The organism is Salipiger bermudensis, from assembly GCF_017309175.1.
Lineage (GTDB): Bacteria > Pseudomonadota > Alphaproteobacteria > Rhodobacterales > Rhodobacteraceae > Salipiger > Salipiger bermudensis.
The window spans coordinates 206055-230397 of the sequence record NZ_JAEKJV010000002.1 but is presented as its reverse complement, the minus strand read 5'-3'; the positions used below and the strand labels follow the sequence as shown (position 1 = coordinate 230397).

17 protein-coding genes are annotated in these 24343 nt (G+C 66.1%); 12 read left to right on the top strand and 5 right to left on the bottom strand.

Annotated elements, in window-relative coordinates; translation table 11 throughout:
• Positions 1 to 66: 66 nt before the first annotated feature.
• Positions 67 to 1065, bottom strand: coding sequence for a porphobilinogen synthase (gene hemB / locus JF542_RS03845; RefSeq protein ID WP_207074803.1), 999 nt, complete (start codon positions 1063 to 1065; stop codon positions 67 to 69).
• A 232-nt stretch (positions 1066 to 1297) separates the two neighbouring features.
• Here hemB and JF542_RS03840 point away from each other — a divergent pair, with 232 nt between their 5' ends.
• From JF542_RS03840 to JF542_RS03820, 5 genes are all read left to right on the top strand, one after another.
• The gene (locus JF542_RS03840; protein WP_007800675.1) at positions 1298 to 1819 is read left to right on the top strand and encodes a hypothetical protein; all 522 of its coding nucleotides are present in this window, start codon (positions 1298 to 1300) and stop codon (positions 1817 to 1819) included.
• A 146-nt stretch (positions 1820 to 1965) separates the two neighbouring features.
• The gene (gene mfd, locus JF542_RS03835; RefSeq protein WP_207074802.1) at positions 1966 to 5442 is read left to right on the top strand and encodes a transcription-repair coupling factor; all 3477 of its coding nucleotides are present in this window, start codon (positions 1966 to 1968) and stop codon (positions 5440 to 5442) included.
• A 37-nt stretch (positions 5443 to 5479) separates the two neighbouring features.
• Positions 5480 to 6367 carry an endonuclease/exonuclease/phosphatase family protein gene (locus tag JF542_RS03830; protein ID WP_207074801.1) on the top strand — a complete coding sequence of 296 codons (888 nt, stop codon included), beginning with the start codon at positions 5480 to 5482 and terminating at the stop codon, positions 6365 to 6367.
• 212 nt (positions 6368 to 6579) lie between these two features.
• The gene (locus JF542_RS03825; RefSeq protein WP_207074800.1) at positions 6580 to 8313 is read left to right on the top strand and encodes a sugar phosphorylase; all 1734 of its coding nucleotides are present in this window, start codon (positions 6580 to 6582) and stop codon (positions 8311 to 8313) included.
• A 766-nt stretch (positions 8314 to 9079) separates the two neighbouring features.
• Positions 9080 to 11188 (top strand): Ig-like domain-containing protein, encoded by a 2109-nt coding sequence (locus JF542_RS03820; RefSeq protein ID WP_207074799.1) that lies wholly within the window; start codon positions 9080 to 9082, stop codon positions 11186 to 11188.
• Positions 11189 to 11491: 303 nt separating this feature from the next.
• On the opposite strand, the gene JF542_RS03815 is transcribed toward JF542_RS03820, so the two are convergent.
• The 3 genes from JF542_RS03815 to JF542_RS03805 form a co-directional block, all read right to left on the bottom strand.
• Positions 11492 to 12919 carry a TRAP transporter large permease gene (locus JF542_RS03815; RefSeq protein ID WP_007800663.1) on the bottom strand — a complete coding sequence of 476 codons (1428 nt, stop codon included), beginning with the start codon at positions 12917 to 12919 and terminating at the stop codon, positions 11492 to 11494.
• A 1-nt stretch (position 12920) separates the two neighbouring features.
• Positions 12921 to 13718: a TRAP transporter small permease subunit gene (locus JF542_RS03810; protein WP_207074798.1), complete on the bottom strand. Its 798-nt coding sequence runs from the start codon at positions 13716 to 13718 to the stop codon at positions 12921 to 12923.
• A 78-nt stretch (positions 13719 to 13796) separates the two neighbouring features.
• Positions 13797 to 14858: a TRAP transporter substrate-binding protein gene (locus JF542_RS03805; RefSeq protein WP_007800659.1), complete on the bottom strand. Its 1062-nt coding sequence runs from the start codon at positions 14856 to 14858 to the stop codon at positions 13797 to 13799.
• Positions 14859 to 15210: 352 nt separating this feature from the next.
• On the opposite strand from JF542_RS03805, the gene JF542_RS03800 reads away from it, so the two are divergent.
• Entirely contained in the window at positions 15211 to 16398 is a 1188-nt protein-coding gene (locus JF542_RS03800) for a hypothetical protein (RefSeq protein WP_340689137.1), read from the top strand.
• Here JF542_RS03800 and JF542_RS03795 read toward each other — a convergent pair.
• Positions 16352 to 17101, bottom strand: coding sequence for a FadR/GntR family transcriptional regulator (locus JF542_RS03795; RefSeq protein ID WP_207074796.1), 750 nt, complete (start codon positions 17099 to 17101; stop codon positions 16352 to 16354). The genes JF542_RS03800 and JF542_RS03795 overlap by 47 nt on opposite strands.
• A gap of 89 nt (positions 17102 to 17190) precedes the next feature.
• Between JF542_RS03795 and JF542_RS03790 the strand changes: the two genes are divergently transcribed.
• From JF542_RS03790 to JF542_RS03765, 6 genes are all read left to right on the top strand, one after another.
• The gene (locus tag JF542_RS03790) at positions 17191 to 17706 is read left to right on the top strand and encodes a DinB family protein (RefSeq protein WP_207074795.1); all 516 of its coding nucleotides are present in this window, start codon (positions 17191 to 17193) and stop codon (positions 17704 to 17706) included.
• Between the two features lie 116 nt (positions 17707 to 17822).
• Positions 17823 to 18815: an acryloyl-CoA reductase gene (gene acuI, locus JF542_RS03785; RefSeq protein WP_207074794.1), complete on the top strand. Its 993-nt coding sequence runs from the start codon at positions 17823 to 17825 to the stop codon at positions 18813 to 18815.
• A 235-nt stretch (positions 18816 to 19050) separates the two neighbouring features.
• A complete protein-coding gene (locus JF542_RS03780; RefSeq protein WP_007800648.1) occupies positions 19051 to 19464 on the top strand; it encodes a universal stress protein in 414 nt (137 codons plus the stop codon).
• A 49-nt stretch (positions 19465 to 19513) separates the two neighbouring features.
• Positions 19514 to 21160 (top strand): BCCT family transporter, encoded by a 1647-nt coding sequence (locus JF542_RS03775; RefSeq protein ID WP_007800645.1) that lies wholly within the window; start codon positions 19514 to 19516, stop codon positions 21158 to 21160.
• Between the two features lie 340 nt (positions 21161 to 21500).
• On the top strand, positions 21501 to 22700 hold the full coding sequence (locus JF542_RS03770) for an aminotransferase class V-fold PLP-dependent enzyme (RefSeq protein ID WP_207074793.1): 1200 nt from the start codon (positions 21501 to 21503) through the stop codon (positions 22698 to 22700).
• 78 nt (positions 22701 to 22778) lie between these two features.
• Positions 22779 to 24200 (top strand): cryptochrome/photolyase family protein, encoded by a 1422-nt coding sequence (locus tag JF542_RS03765; protein ID WP_207074792.1) that lies wholly within the window; start codon positions 22779 to 22781, stop codon positions 24198 to 24200.
• The last annotated feature ends 143 nt before the right edge of the window (positions 24201 to 24343 follow it).

The following is a 24343-nucleotide window of genomic DNA, read 5'->3' as shown; positions in this document are numbered from 1 at the left end:
GCGTCAAATGCAGGGCTGTCACGACGCAAGCGCCCTGTGCCGGGGGCGCTTGCGGCATTCCGCCTCTCAGCCGTTCAGAAGCCGGGCCGCTGCCGGGGCGAAATAGGTCAGCACCCCGTCACAGCCGGCGCGCTTGAACGCGATCAGGCTTTCGAGCATCACCCGGTCATGGTCGAGCCAGCCGCGCTCGGCGGCGCCGGCCAGCATCGCGTATTCGCCCGACACCTGGTAGGCGAAGGTCGGCGCGCCGAACATCTCCTTGGCGCGGCGACAGATGTCGAGATAGGGCATGCCGGGCTTGACCATCACCATGTCCGCCCCTTCCGAGAGGTCGCGCTCGATCAGCCGCATCGCCTCGTCGGAGTTGCCCGCCATCATCTGGTAGCTGCTCTTGTCGCCCTTGAGCGCTCCGGACGCCCCTACCGCGTCTCGGAACGGGCCATAGAAGGCCGAGGCGTACTTGGCGGAGTAGGACAGCAGCAGCGTATTGCGGAAGCCCTCCGCTTCCAGCGCCGCGCGCATCGCGCCGATGCGGCCGTCCATCATGTCCGAGGGGCCGATCATGTCGGCGCCAGCGCGGGCCTGGCTCAGCGCCTGCTTCACCAGCGCCTCGACGGTTTCGTCATTGACGATCTCGCCATCGCGTTCGAACCCGTCATGACCGCTGGCATTGTAGGGGTCGAGCGCCACGTCGGTCATCACCGCCATCTCCGGCAGCGCGTCCTTGATCGCCCGGGTGGCGCGGTTGGACAGGTTTTCGGGGTTCCAGGCCTCGGCGCAATCCTCGGTCTTCAGCGCCTCGGGGGTGTAGGGAAACAGGCAGATCGCCGGGATGCCAAGCGCATGGGCCTCGCGCGCCGCCTCGACCACCTTGTCGACCGAGAGGCGGTTGACCCCGGGCATCGAGCCCACCGGCTCGACCACGCCCTCGCCCTCGCGCACGAAGACCGGCCAGATGAAATCGGCCGGGCTCAGGGAGGTCTCCGCCGTCAGGGCGCGGATCGCCGCGGACTTGCGCAGCCGGCGCAGGCGGGTGGCGGGAAAGGGGGCCTGGGTGGGGAGCATGTCCGGTTCCTCGGTGTCGTTGGCGGCGTCTTCGGCGCGGTATCCCAGTCGAATGCACTCCCGGCGGGGGTCTTGTCCAGACCTGCCGGGGAGGACCCCGCGTCGCAGCCCGGCCCCCGGCGCGGCGCTGCGGGCACAGGCCGGGGCTTCGTTCCCCGGCGCGCCGGGCAGGCTCTGGGCAAGCGGGAGCAGGCGGGCTAGAAGGCGGAAAACGGGTTTTGCGAGGCACTCAGTGGATTGGTACCGGATCGTTCTTGAAACCATCGACATGCGCTCGTTCTCGAACATGTGGTTCTGGATCGCGCTGGCGGTGGTCTGGTCCACCGCGAGCCACTGGGTCCTCGGCGTGCCCTTCGACATGGTGATGCGCGCCCGCCGTCACGGCGGCCAGGCCGAGCGCGATCTCGAGGACATGGTCCGGATCAACGTCAACCGCATCCTCTTCATCACCGAGGAGGCCGGGGTCTGGGGCGTGGCGCTGGCCTCGGCGCTGCTGTCGATGCTGGCGGTCTCGGGCTTCGGCTACGCGATCGAGTTGTCGCAGGCGCTGTTCCTGCTGGCCTTCCCGATGTCTCTGGTCGGGCTGATGAGCATCGGCACCGCGGCAAGGATCCGCGACGAAGGGCTCTCCGGAGAGGTGCTGCGGCGCAAGCTTGCCTCGCACCGGTTCTGGGTCCAGGTGATCGGCCTGATCTCGATCCTGGTCACCGCGCTCTGGGGCATGGCGCAGAACATGTCCTTCACCGCGCTCTGAGCGCAACGGATCGCTTACCGCGCCGAAATGGCGACATGTCCCTCACCGCTCCGAAACGGCGACATGTCCCTTACCGCGCCGAAACGGCGCGAGGCCGCGCTATGAGCGGTTGACGGCGGCGCGTGCGCGCGCCACATCCCATCCCCATGTCACAGTCCCGCATCATCATGGGCGGCGCGCCCGAAGGCTTCGACGCGAAGCTGATCCTGGCCGAGGTCGAGAAGGCCGACGGTCCCGTCATCCATGTCGCCCGCGACGACAAGCGCATGGCGGCGCTGCAGGAGGCGCTGGCCTTCTTCGCGCCCGACATGCCGGTGGTGAGTTTCCCGGCGTGGGACTGTCTGCCCTATGACCGGGTCTCGCCCAATCCCGACATCTCGGCGGCGCGCATGTCGACGCTGGCGGCGCTGGTTCACGCCATGCCGCAGCGCTTCGTGTTGCTGACGACGCTGTCGGCGGCGACGCAGTACATCCCCGCGCGCGAGCTGCTGCGCGATGCCGCCTTCTCGGCCCGGGTCGGCGACCGCATCGACGAGAAGGCGCTGCGCGACTTCCTCGTGCGCATGGGCTTCTCGCAGGCGCCCACGGTGACCGAGCCCGGCGATTACGCCATCAGAGGCGGCATCATCGACATCTTTCCGCCGGGCGAGGGCGGGCCGGTACGGCTCGATCTGTTCGGCGACGTGCTCGACGGCGCGCGGCGTTTCGATGCGGTCTCGCAGCGCACCACGGAAAAGCTTGACCTGGTCGAGCTGGCACCGGTCTCGGAGGTGATCCTCGACGAGGCGGCGATCACCCGGTTCCGGCAGAACTACCGCATCGAGTTCGGCGCCGGCGGCACCGATGATCCGCTCTACGAAGCGGTCAGCGCCGGGCGCAAGCAGCAGGGCATGGAGCACTGGCTGCCGTTCTTCCACGACCGGCTCGAGACGCTGTTCGACTACCTGCCGGGCGTCCCGTTGCTGATGGACGACCAGCTCACCCCGGCGCGTCTGGCGCGCTGGGAAAGCATCGAGGACCAGTACCAGACCCGCCGCCATGCCATGGCGCAGAAGGGCCGGATCGACTCGGTCTACAAGCCGGTGCCGCCGGGCCAGCTCTACCTTGACGACACAGCCTGGGAGATGGCCACCGAGGGCCGCCGCGTGGTGCAGTTCCATCCGCTGCCGCAGTCGAGCGGGCCGGGCGTGGTCGATGCCGGCGGGCGCATCGGGCGCAGTTTCGCGCCCGAGCGTCAGCAGGAAAACGTCAGCCTCTTCGGGGCTTTGGCCGATCACGTGAAAACCAAGATGCAGGATGGACCGGTGCTCATCGCGTCGTGGTCCGAGGGCGCGCGCGAGCGCCTGACGGGCCTGATCGAGGATGAGGGGCTGGCCGAGGCGATCCCGATCGGCAACGGCACGCGGATCGGCAAGCGCGGCCTGCATCTGGCGGTCTGGGCTCTTGAGAACGGCTTCGAGGCGCCGTGGGAACAGGCCGGCAAGGGCCAGCGCCTGACGGTGATCTCGGAGCAGGACGTGCTGGGCGACCGTCTGATCCGCGCGCCGAAGAAACGCAGGAAGGCCGAGAACTTCCTGACCGAGGCGCAATCCCTGACCCCGGGCAACCTCGTGGTGCACGTGGATCACGGCATCGGGCGCTATCAGGGCATGGAGGTGATCTCGGCCGCCGGGGCCGCGCATGAGTGCCTGCTGCTGGAATATGCCGAGGGCGCACGGCTCTACCTCCCGGTCGAGAACATCGAGTTGCTGTCGCGCTATGGCCATGACGAGGGTCTGCTCGACAGGCTCGGCGGCGGCGCGTGGCAGGCCAAGAAGGCCCGCCTCAAGGAGCGCATCCGCGAGATGGCGGACAAGCTCATCCGCGTCGCGGCCGAGCGCGCGCTGCGCAAGGCGCCGATCATCGACCCGCCGCCCGGCGCGTGGGAGAGCTTCTGCGCACGCTTCCCCTATACCGAGACCGACGACCAGATCGGCGCCATCGAGGACGTGCTGGAGGACATGACCAGCGGCAACCCGATGGACCGGCTGATCTGCGGCGACGTGGGCTTCGGCAAGACCGAGGTCGCCATGCGCGCGGCCTTTGTCGCCGCCATGTCCGGGGTACAGGTGGCAGTGATCGCGCCCACCACGCTGCTGGCGCGGCAGCACTACAAGAGTTTTGCCGAGCGCTTCCGCGGCTTCCCGATCAACGTGGCGCCGCTGTCGCGTTTCGTCAGCTCGGGGCAGGCGGCCAAGACCCGCGACGGCATCACCAAGGGCACCGTGGATATCGCCGTGGGCACCCATGCACTGCTGGCCAAGAACATCCGCTTCCAGAACCTCGGCCTGCTGATCATCGACGAGGAGCAGCATTTCGGCGTCGGCCACAAGGAGCGGCTCAAGCAGCTGCGCTCCGACATCCACGTGCTGACCCTGACCGCGACACCGATCCCGCGCACGCTGCAGCTGTCGCTCTCGGGCGTGCGGGACCTGTCGATCATCGGAACGCCGCCGGTGGACCGCCTGTCGATCCGCACCTACGTCTCCGAGTTCGACGCGGTGACCATCCGCGAGGCGCTCTTGCGCGAGCATTACCGCGGCGGACAGAGCTTTTACGTGGTGCCGCGGATCTCGGACCTCGCCGAGATCGAGGAATTCCTGCGCGATCAAGTGCCCGAGGTGTCCTATGTCGTGGCGCATGGCCAGATGGCGGCGGGCGAGCTCGACGAGCGCATGAACGCCTTCTATGACGGCAAGTTCGACGTGCTGCTGGCGACCACCATCGTGGAATCGGGCCTCGATATCCCGACCGCCAACACCATGGTGGTGCACCGCTCGGACATGTTCGGCCTGTCGCAGCTCTACCAGATCCGCGGCCGGGTCGGGCGCTCCAAGACCCGCGCCTATGCCTACCTTACCACCCAGCCGCGCGCCAAGCTCACGGACACCGCGCAGAAGCGCCTGCGCGTGCTGGGCTCGCTCGACACGCTGGGAGCGGGCTTCACGCTGGCCTCTCAGGATCTCGACATTCGCGGCGCCGGCAACCTGCTTGGGGAAGAGCAGTCGGGCCAGATGCGCGATGTGGGCTACGAGCTTTATCAGTCGATGCTCGAGGAGGCGATCGCCAAGATCAAATCCGGCGAGATGGAGGGGCTGCTTGACGATGACGGCCAGTGGGCGCCGCAGATCAACCTCGGTGTGCCGGTGCTGATCCCCGAAGAGTATGTGCCCGATCTCGACGTGCGCCTCGGCCTCTACCGGCGCCTCTCGGAGCTGTCGACCAAGGTGGAGCTTGAGGGCTTTGCCGCCGAGCTTATCGACCGCTTCGGCAAGCTGCCGAAGGAGGTCAACACGCTGCTCCTGATCGTGCGCATCAAGAACATGTGCAAGCGCGCCGGCATCGCCAAGCTCGATGGCGGGCCCAAGGGCGCGACGATCCAGTTCCACAACGACAAGTTCGCCAAGCCCGAGGGGCTGGTCTCGTTCATCCAGGACCCGAACAACCACGCCAAGATCAAGGACAACAAGATCGTGGTGCGGCGCGACTGGGCCAAGGACAGCGACAAGATCAAGGGCGCCTATGCCATCGCCCGCGATCTGGCCGAGAAAGCCGGCGCCATCCGGCTGCGCAAGGACGCCTGAGCCGGGGCGCGCGGGCGCCGGGAGAGAGGAGGGGCGGATGCGGATCGCCTCGCTCAACATGCAAAACCTGCGGCTGCTGCCCGACGGCAGCGGCGGCCACCTGCATGGCGCGCGCGACCGTGACGATGCCGAGAGCCCCGCGCATGACGCGGCCGACCGGAGGCTGACCGCCGAACTTCTCGCCGCCACCGGGGCCGATGTTCTGGCGCTTCAGGAGGTGTTCGACGCCGAGAGCCTCGACGCGTTCCATGACCGGTATCTGGCGCAGGTCGCCGATCCGTACCCGCATCGGCTCTGCCTGCCGGGCAATGACGGGCGCGGGCTCGACGTGGCCCTGATGGCCCGGCGACGCTGGGACGGGGCGTCGACCCACGCCGAGCTGTTGCCGTCGGATCTGGGTCTGAGCCCGCTGAAAGGGATGCCGGAGGATCAGCCGGTGTTCCGGCGCGATTGCCTCGAGGCGCGGTTCGGGGCGCTGACGCTCTTCGTGCTGCACCTCAAGGCGCCATGGCCGGACCCGAAGCGCGCATGGGAGCTGCGGCGTCTTGAATCGCAGGCGGTGCTGCGGTTGTTGCCGCGGGATCCGGAGGCGCTGTGGCTGGTGATCGGCGACCTCAACGAGCCGCGCGGCGAGGGCGAACGCGCCATCGCGCCGCTCGAGGCGGCGGGGGTGGATCTTGGCCTGCGGCTGCCCGAGGATCGTCGCTGGACCTATTACGAGCCGCATCTGCACAAGCACAATCGCCCCGACGTGATGATCGCCTCGCAGGCGCTGGCCGCGCGCTTTCCCGACGCGGTGCCGTGCGTGCTTTACCGTGGGCTCGGGCGTGAGGCCGGGCAGGGCGCGCGCCTGCCGGGCGTCGGTGAGCATCGCCCCCATGCCAGCGACCACGCCGCCCTGCTGATTGATCTGCCCGGGCTGTGACGGCCCTGCGGGGCGCCGGCAAGATGCCTTTCCGGGCACTCGTCCCGCATTGATCGCCCAGCAAAGCGCCGGACAGCTTTTCCCTTGTGAAAGCGGTTTGAACGGCTTAACCGAAAAGGGAAGCGTCCTGTTGCACCTCGCGCGTAGGGGAGCCCGTCCCGTTCCGCATGTGTGCCAGCGGCCCCTGCCAGATCAGGAGACCAAGGGATTTCATGACCGAGAGCAATTTCAGCGCCAGACTTTCCTCGCTGCTTCATTTCATCTACCCAGACGTGGATTCCCACATTCTCGGCAGTCAGGTCGTCGAGGCCTTCTGGCCCGAGGACAGCCATCGCCGCCGTCAGCCGCGCAAGCCGGGCAACAATCTCTGGACCCAGAACGACGCGGTGCTGATCACCTATGGCGACAGCCTGATCGACGGCTATCACAAGCCGCTCGACCTGATGCACGACTTCCTCTTGAACCACATGAAGGGGGTGGTGAACGGGGTGCATATCCTGCCGTTCTTCCCCTTCACCTCGGATGACGGTTTTGCGGTGACCGATTACCGCAAGGTGAACCCGCAGCTTGGCGAATGGGCCGACATCACCCGCATCGGCAGCGAGTTCCACCTGATGTCGGATCTGGTGCTGAACCACGTCTCGAGCCAGGGGGTCTGGTTCAACGCCTACCGTCAGGGCCAGAAGCCTTATGACAAGTTCTTCTTCGAGGCCGACCCTGCGGACGATGTCTCGATGGTGACGCGCCCGCGCACCACGCCGCTCCTGCAGGAGGTCGAGACCGCCATGGGCACCCGCCATGTCTGGTGCACCTTCAGCCACGACCAGATCGACCTCGATTTCCGCAACCCGGAAGTCCTGCTCGAGATCGTGCGCATCATCCGGCTGCATATCGACATGGGGGTGCGGATCATCCGCCTCGATGCGGTGGCCTTCCTGTGGAAGGAGCTTGGCACCAACTGCATCCACCTGCCGCAGACCCACGCGGTGATCCAGCTGATGCGGCTGCTTATGGATTACGCCACCGAGACGGTGATCCTGCTGACCGAGACCAACGTGCCGAAGGCCGAGAACCTGAGCTACTTCGGCCGCCGCAACGAGGCGCACGTGGTCTACAACTTCCCGCTGCCGCCGCTGACGCTGCACGCGATGATGTCGGGCTCGGCGCGCTATCTCAACGACTGGCAGCGCACCATGCCGCCGGCGCCGCTGGGCTGTGCCTACCTGAATTTCACCGCCAGCCATGACGGCATCGGCATGCGCCCCGCCGAAGGTCTGCTGCCGCCGCCAGAGATCGGCCAGATCATCGACACCATCCACGAGATCGGCGGCAAGGTCTCGATGCGCTCGCTGCCCGGCGGGGGCGAGGCGCCCTACGAGCTCAACTGTACCTTCTTCGAAGCCATGGGGCGCACCTTCAAGGGCACCGATGATCTGCATTTCGACCGCTTTCTGTGTTCACAGACCATCCCGATGTCGCTCGAGGGCATTCCGGCCTTCTACATCCACTCGATGCTGGCCACGCCCAACGATCTTGAGGCGGTGGAGCGGCGCGGCATGAACCGGGCGATCAACCGGCACCGCTGGGATTATCCCGAGCTTCAGGAAAAGCTCGCCGACCCCGAGACCATCCACGCCCGCGTTCTGGCGGCGTTGTCCGAGCGGCTGAAGATCCGGGCGCAACAGCCCGGCTTCCACCCGAACGCCACCCAGTTCACGCTGAACGTCGATGACCGCATCTTCGGTCTCTGGCGGCAGTCCCTGGACCGGGCGCAGTCGATCTTTGCGCTGCACAATGTCAGTGACGAGACCATCGAGATCCCGCAGGCGGATCTGAACCTGATCGCCGACGAGAGCTGGGTCGACCTGCTGAGCGGCGAAACCATCAAGGCCGGCCCGGTCGAGATGGCCCCCTATCAGTGCCGCTGGATCACCAACCTCGTCTGATCGTGCCGAGAATGAGGCGCGGGCGCGGCAGAGGCCGGCTCGCGCCCGTTTTACAGGAGGCCCGGCGCGGGTCGCGGCCCGATCATGGCCGCAATTTACCCGAGTGTGACCGATTGATTCGGGGATGAGCTTGGATAAATTGCCGAAAATTGCGCGCAATCCGGCTTTTTCAGTCAAATTGACCACGCACCGCGAACAGGGCGCGCCACATTTGTGACCAGATTTGTCGTCGCGGGGCAACCGCGCCCCGTTCGATGAATTGTTGCCTCAGGTTGCACAGTCCGCCGACTGCGATCAGGCAATGATTGCTAAACTGCTTGTGTTTCTTGTGATCTGGCCGGCCAGACCTGATCGACGCGGAAACGATAGTCAACTCAAAGATGTGTGAAGTTGCCCCTAAGTCGCCTTTATGTGTCAACTCTGTGTCGGAAGTTGCCCAGATCACGCCATTTTTTCGTTTGAGGCGATTACCGGGCACGGTTAAAAGATCGTAAGCCCGACTGGGGGGTGAAGACTAAAAGGCCACGGGGGCGGCCGCTGAACTGTGAAGCATCCGCAAGGGTGCGAGGGATGCGAATGGAGGTCACGCCTCCGCCGCCGATTGCCGCTCTTCGTCCACACCGAGAATGTGGGCGCTTATGGCAGAGTTTCCCTTCGCGAACTTGCAGGCATGACGAGCAAAATGATGTTGTCGACGGTCTTCGTCGGCACCGTGTTTGCGGTTCCGGGTGCGCCCCGGTCTGTAAGGTTATGAGGGTCGAAAACAATGGCTGATCTGGTTCTGGATTGGAGCGCGCTGGGTGCCTATGGCACCTATCTCGAGAACACCGCGTCTGACGGCGTGACCGCGACCGTGGAGACCGGCGGTGTCGCCGTCGACATCACGTACACTGCGCAGGATCAGGGGGCGCAGGCCTTCACGGTGAACTTCACCGGCTACGTGCCGGAGGGGTCCGACACCGACCCGAACTCGCACCTCAAGCTGCTGGGGCTCGGTGGCGACGGCGACGGTACCGTGAGCGCGACCGCGACCACCGTGCTGAACTTCAGCTCGAGCAACGAGATCTACGGCGACGAGGTCCAGAACGTCTCGTTCCTGCTCAATGACGTCGATGCGGGGCCGGGCGGCGACTTCAGTGACCTGCTGGAAAACGCATCGGGATCTGAGGGCAGCTTCGAGGACAACGTGACCGTTCTTGCCTACGACGCCGAGGGCAACCCGGTCGACGTGACCCTGACTGTCGTGTCGGGCGGTGCGAGCGTTGACGGCGCCACCGCCACGGGCACCGAAACCACCGAGTTCGCCGATCCGGACGGCACGCTGCAGGTCTCCATCGAGGGCCCGGTCTCGCGGATCGAGATCGCCTATGCCAATGGCGGCGATCAGGACCAGGGCGTCCTGATCTCGGATATCGACTTCTCGACCACCGATGCCATCGACGGCCTGCCGGTCGCCGAGGATGACACGGCGACGACGGACGAAGACGTGGCGGTCGTGGTCGACGTGCTCTCGAATGACAGCGATCCCGACGGCGACACGCTGACCGTGACCGAGGCCACCGCCAGCAACGGCACCGTGACGATCAACGAAGACGGCACTCTGACCTACACCCCCGATGCCGATTACAACGGCTCGGACGAGATCAGCTACACCATCTCCGATCCGGACGGGAACACCGACAGCGCGCTGGTCGATGTCACCGTGAACCCGGTGAACGACGATCCGGTTGCCAATGACGACACCGTCGGGACCGAGCAGAACGATCCGATCACCTTCGATCCGACCGACAACGACACCGATGTCGATGGCGACGATCTGGTGGTCTCCGAGATCGGCGAGCCGGAAAATGGCACCGTCACGATCAACGAGGACGGCACTGTGACCTACACGCCGAATGAAGATTTCTTCGGCGAGGACACGATCTCCTACACCGTCGACGACGGCAATGGCGGCGAGGATGATGGCGTCATCACCGTCAACGTGACCGTGCCCACCGATCCGACCGACGGCGAATCCAACCGCGCGCCCGTTGCGGTCGATGACATGATCACCGCGACCGCGACTGATCCCGAGACCTTCGACCCGTCGGCAAACGACACCGACGCCGATGGCGATGAACTGACCATCACCTCGGTTGGCGAGGCGCAGAACGGCAGCGTGACGCTGAACGCCGATGGCACCGTCACCTATGTCGCGGACGAGACCTTCAACGGCACCGACAGCTACGACTACACCATCGACGATGGCAATGGCGGCACCGACACCGGCACCGTCACCGTCGAGGTGCTGCCCTGCTTCACCCCGGGCACGCTGATCGCCACGCCGAAGGGCGAGCGCCTGGTCGAGGATCTCGAGGTCGGCGACCGCGTCATCACCCGCGACAACGGCATCCAGGAGATCCGCTGGATTGGTCGCAAGGAACTGACCGGCTTCCAGCTGGCCCGCAAGCCGCATCTCAAGCCCGTCCTGATCCAGCAGGGCGCTCTGGGCAAGAACCTGCCCGAGCACGACCTGCTCGTGTCGCCGAACCACCGCGTGCTGGTCGCCAACGACAAGACCGCACTATATTTCGAAGAGCGCGAGGTCCTCGCGGCGGCGAAGCACCTGACCGGTCTCGACGGGGTCGATGAGGTCGATACGCTCGGCGTCACCTACATCCACATGATGTTCGACAACCACGAGGTGGTGCTGTCGAACGGTGCCTGGACCGAGAGCTTCCAGCCCGGCGACCTGTCGTTGCGCGGCATTGGCGACGAGCAGCGACAGGAGCTCTTCGAGCTGTTCCCCGAACTCGAGCACGCCGAGGGCCTCAAGGCTTACGGTGCAGCCCGCCGCTCGCTGAAGAAGCACGAGGCGCAGCTGCTGACCAAGTAAGGCAGGGCGAGGCCGGAGACGTCGTTCGTTCCGGTGCACTTCGACCCTGTGCCGGAATGATCTACGGGGAACGGAGCGGTGAGAGCCGCTCCGTTTCTTTTTGCGCGGTGCCCGTGCGGGCGGGTCTTGCCGTTGGTTTGAAGCGCGGCTTGGCGCAGTCGCGGGCGGTCCTGCGTGGCGAGAGCTGGGGCAAGGTCGAGCGGGTGACCCGGCAGGCGGTGCATGCCTCTGGGCAAGAAGAAAGGCCGCGCCCGGAAGGGGCGCGGCCGTCTCTGTCTTTGGCGTCCAGCGACCCGGCTTGGGTCAGTTGCCGTAGGCCACCGATGGCAGCCACGTGGTCAGTTGCGGGAACTCGAACACGATGAACAGGCCGATCAGCTGCAGCACCACGAAGGGGATGATGCCCCGGTAGATATGCGACAGCGACACCCCCGGCGGGCAGACCCCCTTGAGGTAGAACAGCGCAAAGCCCACCGGTGGTGTCAGGAACGAGGTCTGCAAGGTCACCGCCACGAGGATGGCGAACCAAACGACCTGCGGGTCGCGCACCTGGTCATAGCCCGGCACCGCCAGCTCGAGCCCCTGGATGATCGGCAGCATCAGCGGCATGATGATGATGGTGATCTCGATCCAGTCGAGCAGGAAGCCCAGGCAGAACACGATGAACAGGATGAAGGCCACGGTCCAGTAGGGGCTGTCGAAGGCCGAGAGCACCAGCTCCTGCACGATCTCGTCGCCGCCGTAGCGCCGCAGCACGTAGGCGAAGAAGTTGGCCGCAAGGAAGATGCCGACGATGTAGCCCGACGTGTTGAGGGTCGAGCGCGCCACTTCGCGGAACACCTTCCAGTTCAGCTTGCGGGCAAACAGCGCCAGAAGCGTTGCGCCGAAGGCGCCGAGGCCAGAGGCTTCGGTGGGCGTCGCAAGGCCGACAAAGATCGATCCCAGCACCAGCAGGATCAGGAACATCGGCGGCACAACGGCGACCAGCACTTCCTTGACCTCGCTCCAGCCGATGCGCGCGGTGCGCTCGGGCGCCGGCATCGCATCGGGCGAGATGAAGCCGTAGATCACGATGAACAGGATGTAGAGCGCGCCGAGGATCAGGCCCGGGAACAACGCCCCCATGAACAGGTCTCCGAGCGAGATCGCAAGCTGGTCCGACATGATCACCAGCATGATCGAGGGCGGGATCAGGATGCCCAGCGTGCCGGCCGAGGCGATGGTGCCGGTGGCGATGGGCTTGGAGTAGTTCTGCGCCATCATCGCCGGCAGGGCCATCACGCCCAGCAGCGTCACCGAGGCACCGATCACGCCGGTCGAGGCGGCGAGGATGATGCCGATCAGCAGCACCGTCAGCGACAGGCCGCCGCGCAGCCCGCCGAACAGCTTCTGCATCGCGTGCATCATGCGCTGCGCCACGCCGGACTGGTCGAGCATCAGGCCCATGTAGATGAACATCGGCAGCGCCACGAGCACCGGGTTCTTGATCGTGTTGCCGAAGATCCGCCCCGACAGCGCCTGCAGCTTGCGATAGTCGATGCCGGTGCGGTCAAAGGCCATGATCTCGCCCCAGAACCGGCGATACGGGTCGAGCCCGATCTCGGCGATGAGCACGAAGACGAGGCTCACGCCGACGAGGGCAAAGGCCACCGGGATGCCGCGGAACAGCATCCAGATGAAGGTGGCGAACATCGCCGCGACGGCGATTTCGTTGATGGTCAGCCACTCCATGTCAGGCGTCCTTGCGGTCGAAGAGGCGCGCCACGACGATGGCGACCACGGTCAGAATGAGGGCGATGAGGATGGTCCAGCGCATCTCGTGCTGGCCGAACTCCCATTCGCCGAAGATCGGCAGGCGTCCCACGTCGCGGGCGCTCATCTCGGGATCGCGCGTGGCGTAGGAAACGCCGAAGATCGCGTAGTAGCAGACGAGGTTGATGGCATAGGCCACCGACGGGAACGCGAAGAGCAGCTGCTTCCACAGCGCCGGACGGGTGAGCTTGGAGAGCAGGCGCACATAGGTGGACCACACCGCGATGGCGATGAAGACGAAGGCCAGGTTCATGAAACCCTTCATGATCCAGAGGTTGTGCAGCCCGTTGGGGCTGTCCGAGCCCTCATCGGCGCGGATCGAGGTCAGCGCGTAGTCGAGCGTCACGTCCCAGCACAGGATGATGAAGGGCAGGAACAGCCACGCCAGCCCTAGGATGTCGGTGCGGATGCGTTTCCGCTTCTCGAAATTGTCGTAGAAGATATCGACGCGCACGTGGCTGTTTGTGGTCACCGCGTAGCCGATCCCCATCAGCACCGCGGCGCCGTAGAGCCACCATTGCAGATCGTCGAGCCAGGCCTGGTTGTGGCCCATCTGGCGCAGCACCACCTGGGCACAGATCGCGATCATCAGGATCGGGAACAGCCACGCGGCCAGGTTCGAGACCTGGATGACGAAACGATCGCCACGATTATGGTCTGCGCGCCCGATCTCTCCCGGATCGGAGATCGCGGCCACGACCTCGGTTTGCTCGGTCATCGAGCCTGCCTCCCTCAAGCATGCGTGGCCGGGGCAGAGATGCCGCCCCGGCCTTGGTCTTTATGGATGAAATCCGGCTTACTGGTCGGCGACCGACGTGTAGGGGCGCGGCAGGTAGATGTTGTTCGACCAGAGCTTGTAGTCCTGGCGGAACTGCTGCAGGTCGTCCCAGACTTCCTGGAAGAACGGGTCTTCGGCGCCAAGCTCGCCGGCAACCTCGAGCCACGCGCTCTCGAACTGCTGGAGTTGCTCCTCGTTCCAGTTCTTGATCTCGACGCCGTGCTCTTCGACGTTTTCCTTCATCGCCGGGAAGTTCTTGGCTTCACCCTCGGCGAAGTTGTCGGCGAGGTTGGCCATGCAGGCGATCTCGATCTGGTTCTGGGCGATCTCGTCCAGTTCTTCCCAGCGGTCCTTGTTGATCAGCAGCTCGAACATGGTCGAAGGCTGGTGCCAGCCGGGGAAGTAGTTGTATTTCGCGATGTTGTAGAAGCCGAGGTTGGCGTCGACGAGCGGCATCGAGAACTCGGTCGCGTCGATCGCGCCGCGCTCGAGGGCCGGGAAGATGTCGCCGCCCGCAAGCAGCGAAGTCGACACGCCGAGCTTCTGCATGACTTCCGCGCCGAGGCCGAAGAAGCGCATGTTGAGGCCCTGCAGGTCCTCCATCGAGTTGATTTCCTTCTTGAACCAACCCGAGGTTTCCGGCGCGTACATGCCGCAGAGGATGACCTTCACGTTGTAGCCGTTGTCGTCATACATCTGCTGGAAATACTTCATGCCGTCGTCATAGAGCATCCATGCCAGCATCTCGCCCGGTTCGGGGCCAAAGGGCACGGCGGCGAAGAGGCCGGCGGCGTTCATTTTGCCCTGCCAGTAGCCGGAGGTCGAATAGGCCGCGTCCACCGAGCCGTTCGAGGTCGCGTCGAGCATCTCGAGCGCCGGCACCAGCTCGCCGGGGTTGAAGTGCTCGAATTCCACCTCGGTCGAGATCGAGTTGATCTTGTCGACGAAGTTGACCGAGGCCGTGCCGAGGATCGGCAGGTTGTTGGCGTAGCCGCTGGTCATCTCGAACAGTTCCTGCGCCGAACCGGCGCCGGTCATGACGAAAGAGGCCGCTACCGCGGCCGCGAAGGTCTTTTTCATTGGGTGTCCTCCCTGTAATTCCGTCGCCCTCTCCCGTGGGCGTTCGGCAGTCTCCATCTGCCGGGTTCAAACGCTAACGGACCCGTGATGCGCTGTGAATACCCAATACTGCGGAGATGCGTGGATTTGCATGTGTGTCATGGCAAGCACCGCTTGGCCGCGCTTGCTCTGGCCCTCGGGGCGACCGTCGAGAGACCCGACATGACGTTGCGTCTCATGTGCCGGTCCGCCCGCAAGGCCGGACTCGGGCGCTTGCGGGGCTTGCGGGCCGCGTCCGAAATCCCGTTATCTGCGCGCAGGACAGATTGCGAAGGACAGGATGATGCACGCGGTCGCGGATACGGAGCGTCTGGTGACAGACGGGATCATCACCCCGGCACAGGCTGGCGAGATCGAGGCCCGGGCGCGCGAGGCGATGATCGGGCTGGCGGTGAACGCGGTGCTGGTCTTCGGCATCCTGGCCGCCACCGGCGGGCTGATCCTCTGGCTCGCGAGCCCGCTCGCGGTGGCGATCGGCGGCTCGCTCACGCTGCTCTGCGGCCTGCTGGTGCTGTTCCGGGGCGGCGCGATGCTGCGCATGTTCGGCAATGCCGCGACGCTGATCGGGGCGGGCATGCTGCTTGGCGGCGGCGCAGTGGAACTGCTCGACAAATATCCCGAGATGGCCGGCGGGCCGATGGCGCTGGCGGGGGCGGCGATTGCCGTGCCGGCGACGCTGGCGCTGCGCCGGGCGGGCGAGGCGGCGCGCTTCTCCACTGCCGCGATCCTGCTGATGGGGTTGGCGCTGCATCTTGGCGGGTTGGCCTATCTGATGGGCCGCAACGAGGTCTCGGGCCTGCCGATTTCGCTCTACTACCTCTACACCGCGGGGATCCTGGCCTGGGGCGGCTGGCGCATCGATCTGCGACTGGTGACGGCGCTGGCCATCGTGCCTTTTGCGCAGATGCTCGATACCTCGACCTTTTATTTTCATGCGGCCTACGTGTTCTATTCGCCCGAGCCGACGCTCTCGATCCTGCAGATGGGTCTGCTGATCTCGTGCTGCCTCGCGCTGGCGGCCCGCAGCAACGATCGGGGCGCGCGGCACGCGCGGGTGCTGATGGTGCTGGCCTTCGTGGTCGCCAATCTCTGCGCTCTGGTGGGCTCGCTCTGGGGGGACGTGGTGGGCGAGCACATCTGGGGACCGGGGCGCTATCGCTTTGGCGAGATGTCCTACGAAGAGTTCATCGCGCTGCGCGAGGGCTTCCGGGCGTCGACGCTGGTGATCTCGCACCATGTGTTCACGGTGCTCTGGGCGCTGGCGCTGATCGCGATTATGGTCTGGGCGGGTATCCGAAACCAGCGCGGCCTGTTCAACGCGGCGCTGACCTTCGCCGCGATCCACGCCTACACGCAGCTTTTCGAGAGTTTCTGGGACGAGCCGCTGGCCTACGTCATCGCGGGCCTCACCGCGATCCCTCTGGCGTGGGGGACATGGCGTCTGAACCTCTGGCTCAGGAGCCGGGCCGCGCCGCCGCCTTCGCCGCGCGCCGCGCCATGACCGCGCCGGCCAGATCGATGGTGTAACGCTCGAGCGCCGTGAGTGCTGCGTCGCAGGCGGCCGCGTCCTGCGCCTCGAGCGCATCCGCCACCGCCGCGTGCAGCGCCACGATGCGGGCGCGGTCGCGGGCGGTGAAGGTGATCATGTTCATCAGCGGCTGCATCGCCTCGACCGCCCCGGCGAGCTGATAGGACAGCACCGGGTTGGCGGCAGCATCGACCAGAGCCCGGTGGAAGGCCACGTCGGAGGCGCAGAACGCTTCATCGCTGAGCCGGGCGTCTGACTGGCTGGCAAGCTCGGCGCGCATGGTCGCGAGATGCGCCGCCTCGCGCCGCGCACAGGCCAGCGGCGCGCAGGCGCGCTCCATGGCGAAGCGGGCCTCGCAGGCGGTCTCGAAGGCGATGGCGTTCATCGACAGCAGCAGTGTCGAGGTGGTGATCTGCTGGCCATGCGCCGCCTCGTAGGAGAGGTGGTTGACGAAGGCGCCGCCGGTGGCACCGCGCTGGGTGCGGATCAGCGACTGCGCGGCAAGCCGCTTCAGCGCCTCGCGCACCGTCGGGCGCGACACGCCGTATTGCTCGGCGAGCTCGGCCTCGGAGGGCAGCCGGTCTCCGACCAGCAATCTGCCTGCGACGATGGCATCGCGCAGGGCGCTGGCGATCTCGGTGGAGCGATCGGTCTTCGGGGTGCTTGCAGGCGACATGAGGGGCTGTTTAATTGTCAGACAATTGGCTGTCCAGCGCCGAGTCGCCCTTGTGGCGCTTGGTGCGCCGAAAGAAGGAGCCGGCTGCGATGCTGTCCCCGGATTACGTGCTGAGCATGGCGCGCTACAATGCATGGCAGAACCGCCAGATGAAGGCGGCGCTCGAGGCGTTGCCCGAGGCCGAGCTGCGCCGCGACCGGGGCGCGTTCTTCGGTTCTATCTTTGCCACGGTGAACCACCTGCTTTGGGCCGATGCCATGTGGATGAGCCGCTTCGCGGACTGGCCGAAGCCTGATGCGGGCATCGACGACAGCACCACGCTGGTGCCGACGCTTGCGGTCTGGGGGGCCGAGCGGTTCCGCGCCGATGCGCGGATCCTGCTCTGGGCCGAGCGACTGAGCGCACTGGATCTCACCGGCGATCTGCGCTGGTCTTCCGGTGCCACGGGGCGCGTGCAGGTCAGGCCGCTGGGCCAGTGCCTGGCGCATATGTTCAACCACCAGACCCATCATCGCGGGCAGGTGCACGCGATGGCGACGGCCGCCGGAGGAGAGGGCTGGGTCAGCGATCTCGCCTTCATGCCGGGCGAGGGGCCTTGGTTGTGAGCGTCGGGGCAGGGAGGGGCGCTGCCCCTCTGCCGCCCGATGGGCGGCATTCACCCCGAGGTATTTGAGAACCAGAGAAGGAGCCTGCCGGGGTGCAGGCGGAGAGGAGAGACGAGATGTTCAAGGCGCTTGTGGTCGAGAAGGACGCGGAGAGCGGCAAGACCTCCGCGGCGGTGCGCGAGATCGGGCTGGAGGATCTGCCCGAGGGAGAGGTCACCGTGGCGGTGAAGTATTCCACGCTGAACTACAAGGACGGGCTCTGCATCGGGCCGGGCGGCGGGCTGGTGCGGACTTACCCGCACGTACCGGGGATCGACTTCGCCGGTACGGTCGAGCGCTCGGAGGACGCGCGCTACAAGCCCGGCGACAAGGTCGTGCTGACCGGCTGGCGCGTCGGCGAAGCGCATTGGGGCGGCTACGCGCAGAAGGCGCGGGTCAAGGCCGATTGGCTGGTGCCGCTGCCCGAGGGGCTCGACACTCGCGCGGCAATGGCGGTGGGAACCGCCGGATTCACCGCGATGTTGGCGGTCATGGCGCTCGAGGATCACGGTGTGAGCCCGGCCAAGGGGCCGGTGCTGGTAACCGGCGCCGCGGGCGGCGTGGGCTCGGTGGCGACGGCGGTGTTGGCGCATCTGGGCTACGAGGTGGCGGCGGTCACCGGGCGGCCCGAGCAGGAGGATTACCTGCGCGGGCTCGGGGCGGCGCGGATCGTGCCACGCGCGGAACTGGCGGAGACCGTGAAGCGCCCGCTGGAGAGCGAAAGCTGGGCCGGCTGCGTCGATGCGGTGGGCGGGGCGATGCTGGCGCGCGTGCTGGGCCAGATCAGCTATGGCGGCTCGGTCGCGGCGGTGGGGCTGGCGGGCGGCGCGCAGCTGCCGGCCACGGTGATCCCGTTCCTGCTGCGGGGGGTAAACCTTCTGGGCATCGACAGCGTGATGCAGCCCTTCGACAACCGCCTGCGGGCCTGGCGCCGGGTGGCGCGGGATCTGCCGATGGACAAGCTCGACGCGATGGTGGTGCCGGCGACGCTCGAGGATCTGCCGCAGCTTGGTGCCGACATCCTCGAAGGCCAGGTCAAGGGCCGAGTCGTTGTCGACATGGCGGGATGATCAACCGAAACGGGAGCACTACAGGTCGCATTTGCGAATAAATGTCGCTTTTGGACATTTATGCGCCTTGTCCCTTTTTGCCTTAGCCGTTAGGTGCGCTACCCTGCGTCATCGGCGATGTCTTGCCACATCGCCGTAATCACGGGCCGGCGCCGCGCTTTCGCGCCCCTTGCGAGGGCGGGCGGCGGCCGAAAAGCCGGGATCAACCCGGGTAACCTGGACACAGGAGGGACACGTGTTCGAACGCATCATGGTGCCGGTCGACCTGACCCATGCCGAACGGCTCGAGAAGGCGCTGCTTTGCGCCGCCGACCTTGCCGCGCATTACGGCGCGACGGTGATTTACGTCGGCGTGACGACGGAACAGCCGTCGGCGATCGCCCACACGCCGAAGGAATATGCCGAGAAGCTCTCCGCCTTCGCCGCCGACCAGGCCGCGCTGCGCGGCATCTCCACCGAGGCCAAGGCCTATGCCAGCCACGATCCGAGCATCGATCTCGACCCCACGCTGCTCAAGGCCGTGGGCGAGGTGAATGCCGATCTCGTGGTGATGGCGAGCCATATCCCGAATATCGCCGACCACTGGTGGCCCGCGAATGGCGGCAGCATTGCCACAGAAGCCAAGATCTCGGTGATGCTGGTGCGCTGACGGCGCAGGCAGGAGACCGGACAACAACAACAAGAGGGAGTTTCGTGCCATGAGTGACACGAGCGACGACCAGGGTATCCCCGCGCCAGAAGGCAGCGCGGATATCATCGAGACCGATTACGTCATCGGTCAGGACAATATCGAGAAACAGATCGGGCCGTTCGGCCTCGACATCCACAACCCCGTCTTCGCCATCTCCGGCCTCGCCGTCATCGTCTTCGTGTTCTACACGCTGGCGCTGCCCGAGCAGGCGGGATCGGTGTTCAGCTGGCTCTTCGACAGCGTGACCAAGGGCTTTGACTGGTTCTTCCTCGGCGCGGCGAACATCTTCGTGATCTTCTGCCTGCTGCTCATCGTGACCCCTGTGGGCTCGGTGCGGCTTGGCGGTGCGGATGCGACGCCGGATTACACCTATGCCGGCTGGTTCGCGATGCTGTTCGCCGCGGGCATGGGCATCGGCCTGATGTTCTACGGCGTGTCCGAGCCGATGAGCCACTTCTCCTCCTCCATCGGCGGCGTCGCCATGGGCGAGAACGGCGTTCGGACCGACTGGGCACCGCTTGGCGGTGCAGAGGGCAACGAGGAGGCCGCGACCCGGCTCGCCTTTGCCGCCACGATCTTCCACTGGGGCCTGCACCCGTGGGCGATCTACGCGGTGGTGGCGCTGGCGCTGGCGCTGTTCTCCTACAACAAGGGCCTTCCGCTCACCATCCGTTCGGCCTTCTACCCGATCCTCGGCGAGCGCGTCTGGGGCTGGCCGGGGCACATCATCGACGTGCTGGCGGTGTTCGCCACGCTGTTCGGTCTTGCCACCTCGCTGGGCTTCGGCGCGACGCAGGCCAATGCCGGTCTGAACGAACTCTTCGGCATCCCGGTGAGCTCCACCACCGAGGTCATCCTGATCTCGGCGATCACCGCCGTGGCGCTGGTCTCGGTGCTGCGCGGCCTCGACGGCGGCGTGAAGGTACTCTCCGAGATCAACATGGGCCTGGCCTTCCTGCTGCTGGTCTTCGTTCTGCTGACGGGCCACACCATCGCGCTGCTGACCGGCTTCGTGGACTATCTCGGCGCCTACCTGCAGTATCTGCCGGCGCTGTCGAACCCGGTCGGTCGTGAAGACGTCAACTTCATGCAGGGCTGGACCTCGTTCTACTGGGCGTGGTGGATCTCCTGGTCGCCGTTCGTGGGCATGTTCATCGCCCGCGTCAGCCGTGGCCGCACCGTGCGTGAGTTCATCGTCTGCGTGCTGCTGATCCCGAGCCTCGTCTGCGTGCTGTGGATGAGCGTCTTCGGTGGCAATGCCATCCAGCAGGTGCTCAACGACGGCTACACCGCTGCGCAGGACGCGGACCTTCCCGTCAAGCTCTTCAAGATGCTCGACGTGATGCCGCTGGCGTCGATCACGTCGCTGATCGGCATCGTGCTGGTGATCGTGTTCTTCGTGACTTCGTCGGACTCCGGTTCGCTGGTGATCGACACGATCACTGCGGGCGGCAAGGTCGATGCGCCGGTGCCTCAGCGTGTGTTCTGGTGCGTCTTCGAGGGCGCCGTGGCCATCGTGCTGCTGCTCTCGGCGGGCGGTCTGTCCTCGCTGCAATCCATGGTGATCTCGACGGGTCTCCCGTTCACCATCGTGCTACTGATCATGTGCTGGGCGATCTGGCGCGGCCTGACGGCAGAGCGCCGCAACACCTGATTGTCCGGGGCGATCCCGAGACGATGAGAACGCGGGCCTTCGGGCCCGCGTTTTTCATTTCGGGGGGGAGAAACTTGGCGACCGTCGGCCCCAATTCCGCGCGGGCCAGGAGCCCAGAACGAGACTGTCTGAAGCGTGCCTGACCAAGGTCGAACCTGCCAAGATCGTTCGCTTCCCAGGCACCAGTCGCCTTAGCGGGTCTCTGCCAAACCTCCCCTACATCCAGACGTTGCATTGCCTCGGAGCGATCGCAGTTTCCCGCCAACCACACCCTCCGCATCGCCTTGACGCTCCGTCTCGCAGCCGGTTTGTTGCAGCACAAATTACGGGAGTCGCGATCATGCTGGATCTGGAGTTCGTGCGCGGGCAGTTTCCCGCCTTTGCCGAGCCGTCGCTCGAGGGCTGGGCCTTCTTCGAGAATGCCGGGGGCTCCTACACGTGCCAGCCGGTGATCGACAGGCTCACGCGGTTCTACCACCAGCGCAAGGTGCAGCCCTACGCGCCATTCCCGGCCTCCGAGGCCGCCGGTGCCGAGATGGACGAGGCGCGCATGCGTCTTGCCGCGCTTCTGGGTGTGGAAACGGAAGAGCTGAGCTTCGGCCCCTCGACCACCCAGAACACCTATGTGCTGGCGCAGGCGTTCCGCAAATTCATGCAGCCGGGCGAAGCCATCGTGGTGACCAACCAGGACCACGAGGCCAATTCCGGTCCGTGGCGGCGACTGGCCGAGGAGGGCATCGAGATCCGCGAATGGAAGATCGATCCCGAGACCGGGCATCTCGATCCGGCGGCGCTGGAAAAGCTCCTCGACGAGAAGGTCCGGCTGGTTTGCTTCCCGCACTGTTCCAACGTGGTGGGCGAGATCAACCCGGTGGCCGAGATCACCGCGCTGGCCCATGCCGCCGGGGCCTTTGCCTGCGTCGACGGCGTGAGTTTTGCGCCGCACGGGTTTCCGGATGTGGGCGAGCTGGGCTGCGACATCTATCTGTTCTCGGCTTACAAGACCTTCGGTCCGCACCAGGGGATCATGGTCATGCGTCGCGCGCTGGCCGAGGCGCTGCCGAACCAGGCCCATTTCTTCAACGGCGACACGCTGTACAAGAAGTTCACCCCTGCGGGGCCCGATCACGCTCAGGTCGCCGCTTGCGCCGGCATGGTCGATTATGTCGAGGCGCTGGCGGCACATCAGGGCGTCGCACCGGGTGCTGTGGCCGGGCTGATGCATGCCCACGAGGTGCAGCTCATGCAGCCCTTGCTGGATTTCCTCGGGTCGCGAAATTCTGTCCGGCTGCTCGGTCCCAAGAGCGCCGAGAACCGCGCGCCGACGGTGGCCGTGGCCCTGCAGGGGCCGGCGGAGCCGGTCGCGCGGCGGTTGGCGAACCACAAGGTGATGGCCGGGGGGAGCAATTTCTACGCCGTGCGGCCGCTTCAGGCGATGGGCATCGACCCCGACGACGGGGTGCTGCGGCTGTCCTTCACGCACTACACCTCGCCCGAGGAGGTTGACCAGCTGATCGCCGCGCTTGATCGGGAGCTGTAAAGCCGCCGCGCCGAGTGGCAATGCGGTTGACCCGTGGCGCGGGGCGCTATCTCCCTCGCGGAACCACACGAGGACAGAATGAGCGACACGAGCCCCATCATCGTCTGGATCCGCCGCGACCTGCGGTTGAGCGATCACGCCACCCTGCACGAGGCGGGCAAGTCCGGCCGCCCGGTGATCCCGGTGTTCATACGCGACCACACGGTCGACCAGCTGGGCGCGGCGCCGAAATGGCGGCTCGGGCTCGGGCTCGGTTGCTTTGGCGAGGCGCTGGCCGAGAAGGGCAGTCGGCTGATCCTGAGGGCAGGGCCCGCGCGCGAGGTGCTCGACGCGCTGATCGACGAGACCGGCGCCGGTGCGGTCTGGTGGCAACGCGCCTATGATCCGGCCTCGGTGGAGCGCGACACCGCGGTCAAGTCGGCGCTCAAGGATCGCGAGATCGACGCCCGGAGTTTTGCCGGCCACCTGCTCTTCGAGCCGTGGACGGTCGAGACCAAGCAGGGCGGCTTCTACAAGGTCTACACGCCCTTCTGGCGCGCGGTCTGCGACCGGGATGTGCCCGAGCCTCTGCCCGCGCCATCGAAGCTGGCCGCGCCGGAGAGCTGGCCAGAGAGCGATGCCCTCGAGGATTGGGGGCTGGGCGATGCGATGCGGCGCGGTGCGGCGGTGGTGGAGCCATACGTGCAGCTTGGCGAGCGGGCGGCGCAGGCACGGCTGGGCGCGTTCACCTCCGGCAAGATCGCAGACTATGACAAGGGCCGGAACCTCGTGGCCGAGGATGGTTGCTCGACCCTGTCGGAGAACCTCGCGCTTGGTGAGATCAGCCCGGCGCAGTGCTGGCACGCGGCGATGCGGGCCAAGGACGCGGGCAAGGAGGGCGCCGAAACCTGGGCCAAGGAGCTGGTCTGGCGCGAATTCGCCTACCACCTCCTATGGCACACGCCGCATCTGGCCGAGAGCAACTGGCGCGAGGAATGGGCGGCCTTTCCGTGGAACGAGGACGAACGCCGCAAGGAGGTGATCGCGTGGAAGCGCGCGCGCACCGGCATTCCCTTCGTCGATGCGGCGCTGCGCGAGATGTACGTAACGGGCCGCATGCACAACCGCGCCCGGATGATCGTCGCGAGCTACCTCACCAAGCACCTGATGTGCCACTGGAAGATCGGCATGGACTGGTTCGAGGACTGCCTGATCGACTGGGATCCGGCCTCGAACGCGCTTGGCTGGCAGTGGAGCGCCGGCAGCGGCCCGGATGCGACGCCATATTTCCGGGTCTTCAATCCGATCACCCAGCGCGAGAAATTCGACCCCGACAAGGTCTATGTGGCCCGCTGGATCGCCGAGGGGCAGAGCAATCCGCCGAAGACCGCGCTGAGCTATTTCGACGCCATCCCCGAGAGCTGGGCGATGACGCCGGACGACGCCTATCCCGAGCCGATCGTGAGCGCCGAGGACGGGCGCAAGGCGGCGCTCGATGCCTATCAGAACCGGGATTTCTGAGCTCGGGCCCGGCTCGCCGGTTGTCTCGATTTCGACACATCGGGTTCCTTGCATCCGGGAAAGCCCGGGCTTCGGCTTGCCAGCCGGGCCGGGGCGTGGCTTATCTTGCGGCCAATCCCTAGGTTGACCGGATGAAAGGCCCG